This is a genomic window from Azospirillum sp. Marseille-Q6669 (assembly GCF_965111635.1).
The window spans coordinates 445,502-457,801 of the sequence record NZ_CBCOOP010000006.1; the positions used below are offsets into that span (position 1 = coordinate 445,502).

The 12,300-nt window shown below is 69.0% G+C and carries 14 protein-coding genes; 9 read left to right on the forward strand and 5 right to left on the reverse strand.

The genetic code is table 11. The features are described 5' to 3' along the window. The 3 genes from ACWPXE_RS30635 (at position 1) to ACWPXE_RS30645 (ending at position 2,538) form a co-directional block, all read left to right on the forward strand. Positions 1 to 759, forward strand: a complete 759-nt coding sequence (locus ACWPXE_RS30635) for a flagellar biosynthetic protein FliR (RefSeq protein ID WP_454020839.1) — start codon at positions 1 to 3, stop codon at positions 757 to 759. Positions 760 to 769: 10 nt separating this feature from the next. Next, the gene (flhB, locus tag ACWPXE_RS30640) at positions 770 to 1,870 is read left to right on the forward strand and encodes a flagellar biosynthesis protein FlhB (protein WP_454020840.1); all 1,101 of its coding nucleotides are present in this window, start codon (positions 770 to 772) and stop codon (positions 1,868 to 1,870) included. Between the two features lie 128 nt (positions 1,871 to 1,998). Further along, positions 1,999 to 2,538, forward strand: coding sequence for a hypothetical protein (locus tag ACWPXE_RS30645; RefSeq protein ID WP_454020841.1), 540 nt, complete (start codon positions 1,999 to 2,001; stop codon positions 2,536 to 2,538). Between the two features lie 30 nt (positions 2,539 to 2,568). Here the strand turns inward: ACWPXE_RS30645 and ACWPXE_RS30650 are convergent, their stop codons facing one another. Then, a complete protein-coding gene (locus tag ACWPXE_RS30650; protein WP_454020842.1) occupies positions 2,569 to 2,997 on the reverse strand; it encodes an Lrp/AsnC family transcriptional regulator in 429 nt (142 codons plus the stop codon). 131 nt (positions 2,998 to 3,128) lie between these two features. Between ACWPXE_RS30650 and ACWPXE_RS30655 the strand changes: the two genes are divergently transcribed. Beyond that, on the forward strand, positions 3,129 to 4,256 hold the full coding sequence (locus tag ACWPXE_RS30655; RefSeq protein ID WP_454020843.1) for a saccharopine dehydrogenase family protein: 1,128 nt from the start codon (positions 3,129 to 3,131) through the stop codon (positions 4,254 to 4,256). 34 nt (positions 4,257 to 4,290) lie between these two features. Here ACWPXE_RS30655 and ACWPXE_RS30660 read toward each other — a convergent pair whose 3' ends face one another. Continuing rightward, positions 4,291 to 6,045 carry a thiamine pyrophosphate-dependent enzyme gene (locus ACWPXE_RS30660; RefSeq protein WP_454020844.1) on the reverse strand — a complete coding sequence of 585 codons (1,755 nt, stop codon included), beginning with the start codon at positions 6,043 to 6,045 and terminating at the stop codon, positions 4,291 to 4,293. Positions 6,046 to 6,335: 290 nt separating this feature from the next. Here ACWPXE_RS30660 and ACWPXE_RS30665 point away from each other — a divergent pair, with 290 nt between their 5' ends. The 4 genes from ACWPXE_RS30665 (at position 6,336) to ACWPXE_RS30680 (ending at position 8,452) form a co-directional block, all read left to right on the forward strand. Continuing rightward, entirely contained in the window at positions 6,336 to 7,262 is a 927-nt protein-coding gene (locus ACWPXE_RS30665; RefSeq protein WP_454020845.1) for a PDR/VanB family oxidoreductase, read from the forward strand. Between the two features lie 28 nt (positions 7,263 to 7,290). After that, entirely contained in the window at positions 7,291 to 7,716 is a 426-nt protein-coding gene (locus ACWPXE_RS30670) for a PAS domain-containing protein (protein ID WP_237907861.1), read from the forward strand. A gap of 100 nt (positions 7,717 to 7,816) precedes the next feature. Continuing rightward, positions 7,817 to 8,131, forward strand: coding sequence for a hypothetical protein (locus tag ACWPXE_RS30675; protein WP_454020846.1), 315 nt, complete (start codon positions 7,817 to 7,819; stop codon positions 8,129 to 8,131). Positions 8,132 to 8,278: 147 nt separating this feature from the next. Next, positions 8,279 to 8,452 (forward strand): DUF1328 domain-containing protein, encoded by a 174-nt coding sequence (locus ACWPXE_RS30680; RefSeq protein WP_014199667.1) that lies wholly within the window; start codon positions 8,279 to 8,281, stop codon positions 8,450 to 8,452. Positions 8,453 to 8,471: 19 nt separating this feature from the next. On the opposite strand, the gene ACWPXE_RS30685 is transcribed toward ACWPXE_RS30680, so the two are convergent. Next, on the reverse strand, positions 8,472 to 9,677 hold the full coding sequence (locus ACWPXE_RS30685) for a S41 family peptidase (RefSeq protein WP_454020847.1): 1,206 nt from the start codon (positions 9,675 to 9,677) through the stop codon (positions 8,472 to 8,474). An 86-nt stretch (positions 9,678 to 9,763) separates the two neighbouring features. Further along, positions 9,764 to 10,696 (reverse strand): LysR family transcriptional regulator, encoded by a 933-nt coding sequence (locus ACWPXE_RS30690; RefSeq protein WP_454020848.1) that lies wholly within the window; start codon positions 10,694 to 10,696, stop codon positions 9,764 to 9,766. Between the two features lie 103 nt (positions 10,697 to 10,799). On the opposite strand from ACWPXE_RS30690, the gene ACWPXE_RS30695 reads away from it, so the two are divergent. After that, positions 10,800 to 11,564: an SDR family NAD(P)-dependent oxidoreductase gene (locus ACWPXE_RS30695; RefSeq protein ID WP_454020849.1), complete on the forward strand. Its 765-nt coding sequence runs from the start codon at positions 10,800 to 10,802 to the stop codon at positions 11,562 to 11,564. 56 nt (positions 11,565 to 11,620) lie between these two features. Here ACWPXE_RS30695 and ACWPXE_RS30700 read toward each other — a convergent pair whose 3' ends face one another. Further along, positions 11,621 to 12,268, reverse strand: coding sequence for a DUF47 domain-containing protein (locus ACWPXE_RS30700; RefSeq protein WP_014199671.1), 648 nt, complete (start codon positions 12,266 to 12,268; stop codon positions 11,621 to 11,623). Between the last annotated feature and the right edge of the window lie 32 nt (positions 12,269 to 12,300).

The window sequence follows — 12,300 nt, forward strand, 5'->3', positions numbered from 1 at the left end:
ATGGACACGCTCGCCGACCTGCTCAGCCTGGAGGTCTTCCGCGCCTTTCTGGTCTTCGCCCGCGTCGCCGCGGCGGTCAGCCTGCTGCCGGGCTTCGGCGAGCTGGCGGTGCCGCCGCGCGTCCGGCTGTGCATCGCGATCCCGGTGGCGCTGGCGCTGACCCCGACGGTGCCCGGCCTGCCCGACCGGCTGCCGCCGGACGCCGCGGTGATGCTGGAGCAGATCTTCGCGGAGACGGTGGCCGGTGCCTTCCTCGGGCTGGGGGCCAAGCTGTTCCTGGCGTCGCTCCAGGTCGCCGGCAACATCGCCGCCCAGGCGATGGGCCTCGCCAACCCCTTCGGCACCGACGCCGCAGGGTTCGAGAGCGGGTCGATCCTGTCGGGCACGCTGGTCATCGCCGGGCTGGCGCTGCTGTTCGCGCTCGACCTGCATTACCTGATGATCGACGCGCTGGTGCGCTCTTACGGAAGCTGGCCGGCGGCGACCTTGCCCGATCCCGGCATGGTGGCGGGGCGCTACGCCCAGCTCGTCGGCGTCACCTTCCGGCTGGGCGTGCAGATGGCCGCACCCTTCCTGGTCTTCGGCATGATCGCCAACATGGCGCTGGCCCTGGTCAACCGGGTGATGCCCTCCATGCCCGTCTATTTCGTCGCCACCCCGGCGATGGTCGGCGGCGGGATGCTGGTCTTCATGGTCACGGCGGGGGCCATGGTCACCGCCGCTCTGGCCGGAATGGCCGGCTGGCTCGGCGGGCGGTGAGGGGGCGGCGATGTCTGACAACACCCAGGACGAGGAACAGAAAACCGAGGAGCCGACCGAGAAGCGGCTGCGCGAGGCGATGGACAAGGGTGACGTCCCGCGCGCGCGCGACGTCGGTCTGGCCGCCACCATGGCGGCCGCCTGGCTGATCGCTGCGGCCGGCGGGCCGCTCGCCGCCTCCCGCATCGCCGAGGTGCTGCTGCCGCTGATCGAGAATCCGAACGACATCCGGCTCGACGGCGGTCCCTACGACGTGGTGAACAGCCTGCGCTGGCTGATCGGCGGGGTGGCGGTGGCCTTGCTGCCGGTGCTCGGCCTGCTGGTCGGCGGGGCGGTGGTGTCGGCGGTGGGGCAGGGGCCGCTGCTGGCCGCCAGCGACCGCATCCGGCCGAAGCTGTCGCACCTGTCGCCGCTCAGCGGCTGGCGCCGCATCTTCTCGCGCCACGCGCTGGTCGAATTCGTGAAGAGTCTCGTGAAACTGGCGATCATCGCCTGCGCCGTCTGGTTCGCCGTGGCGCCCTACATCGATTGGACGGAGGGGATCGTGGGGATGGACGTTGCGGCGCTTCCCGACCTGCTGCGGGACCTGACCCTGCGGCTGCTTCTGGCCGTCCTTCTGGCGACGGTGGTGATGGCCGCCGTGGACGTGCTGTGGAACCGGCTGGAATGGCGGCGCCGCCTGCGCATGACCTTCCAGGAGCTGAAGGACGAGTTCAAACAGACCGAGGGCGACCCCCATCTGAAGGCGAAGCTGCGCGAGATCCGGCGCGACCGCTCGAAGCGCCGCATGATGGCGAACGTGCCGCGCGCCACGGTGGTCATCGCCAACCCGACGCACTTCGCGGTGGCGCTGGAGTACGACCGCGCCAAGATGCCGGCGCCGGTCTGCCTCGCCAAGGGGGCCGACCTCGTGGCGCTGCGCATCCGCGCGGTGGCGGAGGAGAACGGCGTCCCGGTGATCGAGAACCCACCACTGGCCCGTGCCCTCTACGCCGCGTCGGAGGTCGACGCGGTGATCCCGCTCCAGCATTACCAGGCGGTGGCCGAGGTGATGATGTATGTGCTGCGTCTGAAGAACGGAGGGGCCGCGCAGCCGGCGCAGCGGGCGTGAACGGGTGGGCGTGAACGGGCGGGCGTGATTGGGCGCGGGCCGGATGGTTTGGAATTCAGCTTAATGTCTTCTCAACGGGTTTGGCGGTAGACGAAGGAACTCACCACCTTCCGCGGCGCATCACGGCAATGAGTGACAGCGACGACCTGTTCGAGATGTACCGCTCCGACCGCGCCGCCTCCGGCGCGCTGAAAGGGGAGGCGCTGGCCGCCGCGCTGGCCGACAATGTGCGGCGCAGCTTCGCGGAAATGGACCGGCTGATCGCGGAGGTGACCCAGGCGCTGGCCCAGGCCCGCTACGCGCTGCGCCTCGCCCCCGCGGTGGTGGACCGTGGCAGCTACCTTCAGCACGACCGCTCGTCCGAAAGCTTCCGCGATTACCTGCGCCTGTGGAGCCACCGCCGCGCCGAGGCGGGCAGCGGCGGGATGCATTGGGAAGCGAAGATCCTGGTCACCGACAGCCGCCGCCGCACGGCGGAACTCGGGCTGGGCGTCGCCGTCGAATGGCCAACCGCGGACCGCGCCGCCGATTGCGCCTTCGTGGAGTTCTGGACGACCGGCCAGGGGGTGAACCTGCCCTCCGAGGGCCGCAACTTCCAACGCGCGCTGGTCGCCTGCCTGCGGCGGCTGGAGGAGACGGGGGAGATCACGCCCGCCGTGAAGCGCTGACCGGAGCGGCCGGGCGACCATCACCTTTCTTTACCGCTCGAACTTCGTTGCCATGATGATCGACGAGGTCGTCCGCTCGATGCCGTCGATGGCGCCGATGCGGTCGATCAATGCGTCCATCTCCTCCATCGTTCCGGTCCGCACCACGGCGATCAGGTCGTGCGCGCCGCTGATGGCGTGGAGTGCCCGCACCTCCGGGATGCGCTTCAGCGCCTGGACCACCGCGGCGGTCAGCTTGGGCGACAGGTTGATGGAGACATGGGCGCGGATCATCCGGCGCGTCGTCTCGTCCGACAGCCGCACCGTGTAGCCGGCGATCACGCCGCGTTCCTCCAACCGCTGGATGCGGCTCTGCACCGTGCTGCGCGACACGCGCAGGCGGCGGGCCAGCGCGGCGGTGGGCTCCCGCGCGTTGTCCTGAAGCGCGTCGAGAAGGTGCTGATCCAGCTCGTCCATCATATCGCCGGCCTTTCCGTCAATCCGCCGATCAATGTCAGGCGTTTCGGCACCTTGCACCCTGCACATCGACAGGCCGCCCGGTCAAGATTGCGTCATAACGACGCAAGACAGAAAGCAGGGGGTACGGGACGATGCGCGACATTCTTCTTATGGGCGGCGGCAAGATCGGCGAGACCATCGGCGACTTCCTGAAGGCCACGGGCGATTACCGGGTGACGGTCGCCGACCGTTCGGCGGACGCGCTGGAGCGGCTGCCGACGCACCCGCGCATGGAGACGCGCGTGGTGGACGCCGCCGACCCCGCCGATCTCGCCGAGGCGATGCGCGGCAAGTTCGCGGTGCTGAGCGCGCTGCCCTATCACCTGACGGTCGGCGTGGCGGAGGCGGCGCGGGACGCCGGCACCCATTACCTCGACCTGACGGAGGACGTGGCGAGCACGCGGCGCGTCAAGGAACTGGCCGACGGCGCGCCCTGCGCCTTCATCCCGCAGTGCGGGCTGGCGCCGGGCTTCATCTCCATCGTCGCCAACGACGTGGCCTCGCGCTTCGACACGCTGGACACGGTGCGGATGCGCGTCGGCGCCCTGCCGAAGTACCCGTCCAACGCCCTGAACTACAACCTGACCTGGAGCACTGAGGGCGTCATCAACGAGTATCTGGAGCCCTGCGAGGCCATCGTCGAAGGCCGCCTCGTCTCCGTCCCGCCGCTGGAGGAGCGCGAGGAGTTCTCCCTCGACGGCGTGCTGTACGAGGCGTTCAACACCTCGGGCGGGCTGGGCACGCTGTGCGAGACGCTGGCGGGCAAAGTGCGGACGCTCAACTACCGCTCCGTCCGCTATCCGGGGCACCGCGACCTGATGAAGGCGCTGCTGCACGACCTGCGGCTGGGCAGCCGGCGGGAATTGCTGAAGGACATCCTGGAACACTCGATCCCGGCCACCCTCCAGGACGTCGTGCTGATCTTCGTGACGGTGACCGGGACGAAGCGGGGACGGCTGCTCCAGGAAACCTACGCCAACAAGATCTACGGGCGGGAGATCGGCGGCACCTTCTACAACGGCATCCAGATCACCACCGCGTCGGGCATGTGCGCCGTGCTGGACCTGCTGGCCGACGGCACGCTGCCGCAGCGGGGCTTCGTGAAGCAGGAGGAGGTGCGCTACGCCGACTTCATCGCCAACCGCTTCGGGCGCAACTACGCGATGACCGACGCGGCACCCCAGCAGGGCGCCCAGCAGGGGGTGGGGCGCGCCGCCTGAGCGGGCGCCTCACCAACCCCCATCGGGCCGCGTCTCAGATCACCTCGCGGGCGCGGCCCTTGAAGACGGTGGCGGCGATCTTCAGGGCGTCGGGGGTGCCGCGGGCCAGCGCCTCGGTGAAATGCAGGGCCTGCTTGGCCTGCACCTTCGGCGGCATCGGCGGCTCGTTGGTGTCGACGAGGCAGTCCACCACCACCGGTCCGGGATGGGCGAGGGCGGCGTCCAGAATGGCGCCGCACTCCTTCGGGTCGGTGACGGTGAAGCCCTTGCCGCCGCAGGCCTCCGCCACCTTGGCGAAGTCGATGGGCTGGAGGTCGCAGACATACTCGGGATTGCCGAGCATGGCGATCTGCTCCCACTTGATCTGGCCGAGCGAATTGTTGTTGTTGATGATGACCTTGATCGGCAGCTTGTACTTCACCGCCGTGGCGAAGTCGGCCATCAGCATCGAAAAGCCGCCGTCCCCGACATAGGCCACCACCTGCCGTCCGGGATGGGCGAGCTGGGCGGCGATGGCGTAGGGGACGCCCGGCGCCATGGTGGCGAGGTTGCCGGACAGGGAGTGCATCTGGCCGCGCCGCGCCGGGATCTGCCGCGCCCACCAGGTGGCGATGGTCCCGCTGTCGCAGGCGACGATGGCCGTGTCGGACAGGCGCTTGCCCAGTTCCCACGCGACGACCTGCGGCTTCATCGGCAGGTCGGGGCGGGTGCCGCGCTCCTCCATCAATTTCATCCACTCCGCCTTGCCCGCCTGCGCCGTCTTCAGGAAGGAGCGGTCCTCGTGCCGCCGCACCCGCTCGGTCAGGATGTCCAGCGCCAGCCCGCAGTCGCCGACCAGCCCGGCCTCCACCGGGTAGCGCAGGCCGATGCGCGCCGCGTCGATGTCGATCTGGATGGCGCGGGCCTGCCCCGGCTTCGGGTAATACTCGATGTAGGGGAAGGTCGAGCCGGCGATCAGCAGCGTGTCGCAGGTCTCCAGCGCCTCCTGCGAGGGGGCGGTGCCGAGCAGCCCGACCTGTCCGGTGGTGAAGGGGCTGTCGTCCGGCACCGCGGCCTTGCCCAGCAGCGCCTTGACGATCACCGCCCCCAGCTTGTCGGCCAGCCGTTCGAGCTGGTCGGTCGCCCGCAGCGCCCCCTGGCCGGCCAGGATGACGACGCGCTTGCCGGCGTCGAGAATCTCCACGGCGCGGCGGGTCTGCGCCTCCGACGGGACGGGAAGCTGGGGGGCGAACAGGGCGGTGTCGTGGCCCTTCACGTTGCGCGGCGCCCGCATGTCGGCGCCGATGCCCTGCTCCTGCAGATCCACGGGGATGGTGATGTGCGACACGCCGCGGTGGGCGAGCGCGGTGCGGCAGGCGAGGTTGGCGATGTTGCGGACATGCGCCGCCCCCATGATGCGCTGGTTGTAGAGCGCGACGTCCTGGAACACCTTGTCCAGCTCCACATCCTGCTGGGTGTAGGTGCCGACGAGGTCGTGGTATTGCAGCCCGGTGATCGCCAGCACCGGCTGGTGGTCGAGCTTGGCGTCGTAGAGACCGTTCAGCAGATGCAGCCCGCCGGGGCCGGAGGTGGCGATGCACACGCCCAGCCGACCGGTGAACTTGGCGTAGCCGCAGGCGGCGAAGGCCGCCGCCTCCTCGTGACGGACCTGGATGAAGCGGATCTCGTCCTGGCGGCGGCGCAACGCTTCGACGATGCCGTTGATGCCGTCGCCGGGCATGCCGAAGATCGTGTCCACGCCCCAATCCACCAGAACATCCACCAGGATGTCGGAAGCCGTGCTCGCCATGAGGGAGTCTCCGTCGCAAACGGTCATGATGAAGTCGCTCGATCCATCGGCAACCGAGCGGAGCCGGGACGGTTCCGCGAACGGCGGGACGTTATTGGGCCTTGACCTCAAGTTAAGTTGAGGTTTTAAAGTGGCCGTAATGTATCTGGCATGCCAGCGGTGCCCCGCTCAGCCCGGGCGTCCGAAGGCAGGGCGGGGTGCAGGATGGAGCAACCACCCGGGCGGGCGAAAGAATGACGACAACCGGTCTAAGGGAGAATGCGCAGCGGTCGCCTTCAACGACGCGGTCGATGCGCGTCCATCATATGGCGCGCGTCACACCGCAGGTCCTGCTGGTGGAGCTTCGCGATCCGGACGGCGAGGACTTGCCGCCCTACGAACCGGGCGCGCACATCGACGTGCACCTGCCGGACGGGGCGGTGCGCTCCTACTCGTTGTGCGGCGACCCGGCGGATCGCTCCGCCTACCGGATCGCCGTTCTGAATCTGCCGGGCGGGCGGGGATCGCGCTTCATCCACGGGGACCTGCGGCTCGGCACCACAGTGACCATCAGTCCCCCCCGGAACAATTTCCGCTTCGACGCCGCCCCGCGCTACCGGTTCATCGCCGGGGGCATCGGCATCACGCCTCTGCTGCCGATGATCCGCGAGGCGTCGCGCCGGGGAGCGGACTGGGTCCTGCATTACTGCGTGCGCAGCGCCGCCGAGGCGCCGTTCCTCGCCGAGATTCGCGAACTGGGCAACGGCGACGTGGTGGTTCACGCCGCGGACGAAGGCCGGAGGCTGTCGGTGGCCGACCTGCTCACGGCGACGCCCGACGATGCCCTGATCTATTGCTGCGGCCCGCAGCGTTTGATGGACGCGGTCGCAGGCGCCGCACGGCCGTCGCAGGACGTGCGCTTCGAATGGTTCACGCCGCGCGCGGATGCGGGGCGTGACGCCGCACCGGACGATCGCTTCGAGGTCGTCTGCGCCCGCTCCGGCGTGACCGTCGCGGTGAAGGAGGGGGTGAGCGTGCTGGACGCGCTCGACGCCGCGGGCGTTTCCGTCGCCTCGTCGTGCGAGCAGGGCATCTGCGGCACCTGCGAGACGGTGGTGCTGGAGGGGGAGCCCGACCATCGCGACAGCGTCCTGTCCGACGCCGAACGCGCCGCCGGAAAGACGATGATGATCTGCGTGTCGCGCGCCCGCAGCGCACGCCTGATTCTGGATATTTGACCGCAACACAAGGACGAGGGGGGAACTCATGACCGAGAACGATCTGCAACGGCTGGGGCTGGCGCTGCTGAACAGCCCGGCCGAGGCCATCGCTTATTCCGACCGCGAGGGCATTATCCGCTTCTGGAACGCGGGGGCCGAGCGTGTGTTCGGCTTCACCGCCGACGAGGCGCTCGGCCAGTCTCTGGACATCATCATTCCGGACCGTCAGCGCCAACGCCATTGGGACGGCTACGATCAGGTGATGAAGACGGGTGAGAGCCGTTACGGCAGCGGCGATCTGCTGTCGGTGCCGGCGACGCGCAAGGACGGAACCCGCATCTCGGTGGAGTTCACCATCGTGCCCCTGAAGGACACCGATGGGACAATGCTGGGGATGGCGGCGGTCATGCGCGACGTCTCCGCCCGGTTCGACGAGATGAAGGCCCTGCGCCGCCAAGCCGCCGGACGCTGAAACGCCCGTTGCCGCCCGGGCCTCCGAAATCGGAACCCTCCCGGGCGGGGTCCGTTGAGAAGGGCTGTACCTTCAAGACATCAGCCTGAGGGAGTGCGTCATGCGCAATCTGATGATCGCGGCGTCGGCCGCGATGCTTCTGGCCGCCTGTTCGGGTATGGACGGCGGCGGAACGGGCAGCGGCGGGATGAACAGCGGCGGCTCCGGCAGCGGACTCACGGGTGGTGGCACGTCCGGCAGCCAGGGTGTGGACGAGCCGAACGTCAACCCGAACGCGACCAGTTCCAGCTCCGGCCCCTATAGCGGGTCGAGCGTGAGCGAGCCGCAAAGCCGCACGCGGTCGCCCAACGAGTCCGGCATGGACCAGGGCATGACGCGCCAATCCCTGCCGAACCGCTCCGGCACCGGGTGGTAACCCGCAACGGCGCGGCCATCCCGCGGAATTCCGGACCCGAGCGAATAGGGAGAGCCTGACCGGCCTGCGCTGGAACCTGCGGCGGTCCGCGAGGTTCCTACCCTGCCGGACGTGCCGGCTGGGTTTCAGAACGCGCAGGAGCGGTCCATGCTGAAATGGGCGTTGATCTTTTTCGTGGTGTCTCTGGTCGCCGGCGCGCTCGGCTTCACCAACGTGTCATCGGCCACCGCGGGAGTCGCGAAGATCCTCTTCGGGATCGCGCTGATCATCTTCCTGGTCTTCCTGGTCCTCGCCCTGCTGGCCGGCGAGGTGATCTTCTGATCCGTCGGCGAAATACCGGTCAGCGGGAGCGGAGAATGGACAACGCGCGGGCGAAGGCCTGATCGTTGGCCGCGTTGGGGATGCCGTTGGACGGCGGGGCGGATTGCCCGTCCTCCGCGGCCGGCTCCGCGATGGTCTCGTCGGGCTGGATGCCGATCTGGTGAATGGACTGCCCCGACGGCGTGTAGTAGCGCGCCGTGGTCAGTTTCAGCGCCCCGCTGTCGAAGGGGATGACGCTCTGGATGATCCCCTTGCCGAAGGTCGTCGTGCCGATCACCGTGGCGCGCCGGTGGTCCTTCAGCGCCCCGGTCAGGATTTCCGCGGCGGAGGCGGATTTCGCGTTGACCAGCACCACCAGCGGCAGGCCGTCCGTCTCGTCGCCGGGGGTGGCGGTGTAGGTCTTGTCCGCCCCGCGCCCGGGACCACGGGCGGTCAGGATCGTTCCCTTGTCGAGGAAGGCGTCGGCAACGCGGACGCTCGCCTGCACCAGCCCGCCGGGATTGTCGCGCACATCGATGATGAAGCCGCCGATGTCCGGCCCGATCCGCTCCCGCAGCGAGCGGATGGCCGTGCTGACCCCGGTGGCGGTCTGGCGGTCGAAGCGGCTTATACGGATGTAGCCCACCGCCCCGACGGCGGCCAGCCGGACCGAGGGGATGCGCAGCTTGCCGCGGACCACGCTGACGTCGAAGGGGTCCGGCGTCCCGGCGCGCAGGACGGTCAGAGATACCGCCGCCCCTTCCGGCCCGCTCAGCATCTGCTTGACGGTTGCCAGCTCCGCCCCGCCGACCGGCTGCTGGTCCACCGCCAGGATCACATCGCCGGAGCGCAGCCCGGCGGCCTCCGCCGGAGACTCGGGAACGGTCTCGGCGATGCGGACGCGGGTGCCGTGGGCCTCGTAGCGGATGCCCAGCCCGGCGAAGGCGCCGTCGTTCGACGCCTGCAACTGCCGGTATTCACCGTCGTCCAGATAGGCGGAGTAGCGGTCCCGCCCGGCCATGGCCTTGATGGCGATGTCCACCAGCTCGCGGTCGGTCAGCGGCTCGACATACTGGCCGCGGATGGTGCGCAGCGCCCGCAGGAAGCGGTCGACCTCCTCAGCCTCCGTGCTGTGGCCGTAGGGGGTGGAGTCGCCTGCGGCCTGCGCGCTCCGTCCGGTGGTCATGCCCCCCGGGATCGCGAGAAAGGCGCAAAGGGCGGCGGCGGTGACGAGGCGCAGCTTCACGGCGGCAATCTCTCGGGATCGGAGCGGCGATGCTTCGAAATTAGCCGTGAATTGGTTTATGTACCGTTAACCATAACCGGGGCGTGTTAGTCTTTGCCCAGGCCGACGGTCCGCCTCCACACCGGCTCCGACAGGCGCTCGATGAGAAAGTCGGCCAGGACCCCGACCTTCGCCGGACGTGTGCGGGCCGACGGAGTGACGAAGTAGAGCCCGCCTTTCGGCAGCGACCAGTCGGTCAGAATGGCGGTCAGCCGCCCGTCCGCCACATGCTCCGCGGCCATGAACTCCGGCAGTTCGGCGATCGCCAAACCCTCCAGCAGCATCGGCACCAGGGCGTCGGCGTTGGTGACGCGCAGCGGGCCGGACGGAGTCACGCTCTCCTCCTCGCCGGCGCCGTTGGTGAAGTGCCAGATGTCCTGGCGCCGCCGGTACGCGTAGCCCAGGCAATGATGGTCCTTCAGGTCACGCGGATGCCGGGGCAGGCCGTGGCGGGCGATGTAGCCGGGAGCGGCAAGGACGACGGGAGCGATGGGGCACAGCCGCCGGGCCACCAGCGAGCTGTCCGTAAGCACGGCGATCCGTAGCGCGGCGTCGAAGCCTTCGCCCACCAGATCGACGGTCGCGTCGCTCAAATGCAGGTCGATGGAAATCTCCGGATAGAGACGGAAGAAGTCCGGCAGCAGGGGCGCCACCCAGCGCAACCCGAACGACATCGGCACCGCCAGACGGATCAGACCGCGCGGGCGGCTGGACAGTTCGCGCGCCGCGTTCTCGGCCGCCTCCGCCTCGTCGTAAAGGCGCATCGCGCGCTCGGCCAGGGAATGGCCGAAATCGGTCAAGGCCAGCCGGCGCGAGGAGCGGTTGAACAGCCGTCCGCCCAACCGCTCCTCCAACCGGCCGACCGCGCGCGACACCGTGGCGACCGACACGCCCATGGCGCGGGCCGCACCGGCGAAGGAGCGCTCCTCCACCACTTTGGCGAACATCGCCAAGCCTTCGAAATCCGGCAGTTTCGACATCGCCAATCCTGCAACGATGGTTTTCAGTCGTTTCTATTTCAGTGTCTATCTGCCGTCGATAGCTTTGTCTCCAGCGAACAACCCAGTCCCAAGGAGACTTCCGATGTCACGCAAGCTCGACGGCAAGATCGCCCTCGTCACCGGCGCCACCAGCGGCATCGGCCTTGCCGCGGCCAAGCGCTTCGCCGCCGAAGGTGCGGCCGTCTACCTCACCGGCCGCCGCCGATCCGAACTGGAGGCCGCGGTCGCGGCGATCCGGGACGCCGGCGGCACGGCGACGGGGGTGCAGGCCGACTCGTCCAATCTGGCCGATCTCGATCGGCTCTATGCCCGGATCCAGAGCGAGGCGGGCCGTCTCGACGTGCTGTACGCCAACGCCGGCGGCGGCGGCATGCTGCCGCTGGGCGCCATCACCGAGGAGCAGTATGAGGACACGTTCAACCGCAATGTGAAGGGCGTGCTGTTCACCGTGCAGAAGGCGCTGCCGCTGCTCGGCCGGGGCGCGTCGGTGATCCTCGCCGGGTCCACCGCCGGCAGCATGGGCACGGCGGCCTTCAGCGTCTACAGCGCCAGCAAGGCGGCGGTGCGCAACTTCGCCCGCAGCTGGATCCTGGACCTGAAGGACCGCGGCATCCGCGTCAACACGCTTAGCCCCGGCCCGATCCGCACGCCGGGTCTGGTCGAGCTGGCCGGTCCGGACGCGGCGCAGCAGCAGGGGCTGGTGGATTATCTGGCGACGCAGGTGCCGCTGGGCCGCGTCGGCGATCCTGATGAAATCGCCAGGGCCGCTGTCTTCCTGGCGTCCGACGACAGCAGCTTCGTCAACGGCGTGGAGCTGTTCGCCGACGGCGGCATGGCCCAGGTTTGAGCCGGATGTGAACGGGGAGCGGCTTTCGCTCCCCCGCCCGTGGGCGAGAACCGCCCTTACGCCTGATCCAGGGTGATCCCTTCGATCAGGTCGCCCACGTCGTCGCAGCGGTCGGTGACGGCTTCCAGCAGTTCGTAGACCTCGCGGCGGCCCAGGAAGTCGATCATCTCCGGACGCTCGGCGATCAGGGACTTCATGGCATCGCGCAGGATCTCGTCGGCCTCGTCCTCCAGGTCGGAGATCTGGCCGCAGATGTGCAGGATGCGGTCGGCGTGTACGGAGATTTTGGTCAGCAGCGGCATGACCTCGGACAGCAGGGCCGCTTGGCGGCGGCCGATCGCCGCCATGCGCATCATCCGGTCGTCGAAGGTCTCGATGCCGTAGAGCGCGGCGAGGCGCGGCACCTCGTCCATCAGGTCGATGCAATCATCCAGCGCGTTGATCAGCGCCTGGATCTCCGAACGGTCGAAGGGGGTGATGAAGGCGCGGTGCAACCCGCGCCCGGCGTCCTTGGCGACGCGGTCGGCGTCCTTCTCGATCCGCTTCAGCGTCGCGGTGCGGTCGGCGCGCTCCTCCGGACCGGCCTGCATGACGGCTTCCAGGGCGGCGGAGGCGTCGACGATGTGCCGGGCCTGCTCGATGAATTGCTCAATGACCCGCTCTTCCTTCGGCATCATGGAGCGGATGGCGCGCAGCAGCAGCATGGAAACGGTTCTCTCGGTCGGTTCTGCCGTTT

What these genes read in the sequence shown, in the direction of transcription:
- ACWPXE_RS30635 (WP_454020839.1), top strand. Translation starts at nt 1, where the DNA reads ATGGACACGCTCGCCGACCTGCTCAGCCTGGAGGTCTTCCGCGCCTTT.
- ACWPXE_RS30660 (WP_454020844.1), bottom strand. Translation starts at nt 6,045, where the DNA reads ATGGCGAGCACGGCTTCCGACATCCTGGTGGATGTTCTGGTGGATTGG.
- ACWPXE_RS30675 (WP_454020846.1), top strand. Translation starts at nt 7,817, where the DNA reads ATGCGCAATCTGATGATCGCGGCGTCGGCCGCGATGCTTCTGGCCGCC.
- ACWPXE_RS30700 (WP_014199671.1), bottom strand. Translation starts at nt 12,268, where the DNA reads ATGCTGCTGCTGCGCGCCATCCGCTCCATGATGCCGAAGGAAGAGCGG.
- ACWPXE_RS30645 (WP_454020841.1), top strand. Translation starts at nt 1,999, where the DNA reads ATGAGTGACAGCGACGACCTGTTCGAGATGTACCGCTCCGACCGCGCC.
- ACWPXE_RS30690 (WP_454020848.1), bottom strand. Translation starts at nt 10,696, where the DNA reads ATGTCGAAACTGCCGGATTTCGAAGGCTTGGCGATGTTCGCCAAAGTG.
- ACWPXE_RS30680 (WP_014199667.1), top strand. Translation starts at nt 8,279, where the DNA reads ATGCTGAAATGGGCGTTGATCTTTTTCGTGGTGTCTCTGGTCGCCGGC.
- ACWPXE_RS30655 (WP_454020843.1), top strand. Translation starts at nt 3,129, where the DNA reads ATGCGCGACATTCTTCTTATGGGCGGCGGCAAGATCGGCGAGACCATC.
- ACWPXE_RS30665 (WP_454020845.1), top strand. Translation starts at nt 6,336, where the DNA reads ATGCGCGTCCATCATATGGCGCGCGTCACACCGCAGGTCCTGCTGGTG.
- ACWPXE_RS30695 (WP_454020849.1), top strand. Translation starts at nt 10,800, where the DNA reads ATGTCACGCAAGCTCGACGGCAAGATCGCCCTCGTCACCGGCGCCACC.
- ACWPXE_RS30650 (WP_454020842.1), bottom strand. Translation starts at nt 2,997, where the DNA reads ATGATGGACGAGCTGGATCAGCACCTTCTCGACGCGCTTCAGGACAAC.
- ACWPXE_RS30670 (WP_237907861.1), top strand. Translation starts at nt 7,291, where the DNA reads ATGACCGAGAACGATCTGCAACGGCTGGGGCTGGCGCTGCTGAACAGC.
- flhB (WP_454020840.1), top strand. Translation starts at nt 770, where the DNA reads ATGTCTGACAACACCCAGGACGAGGAACAGAAAACCGAGGAGCCGACC.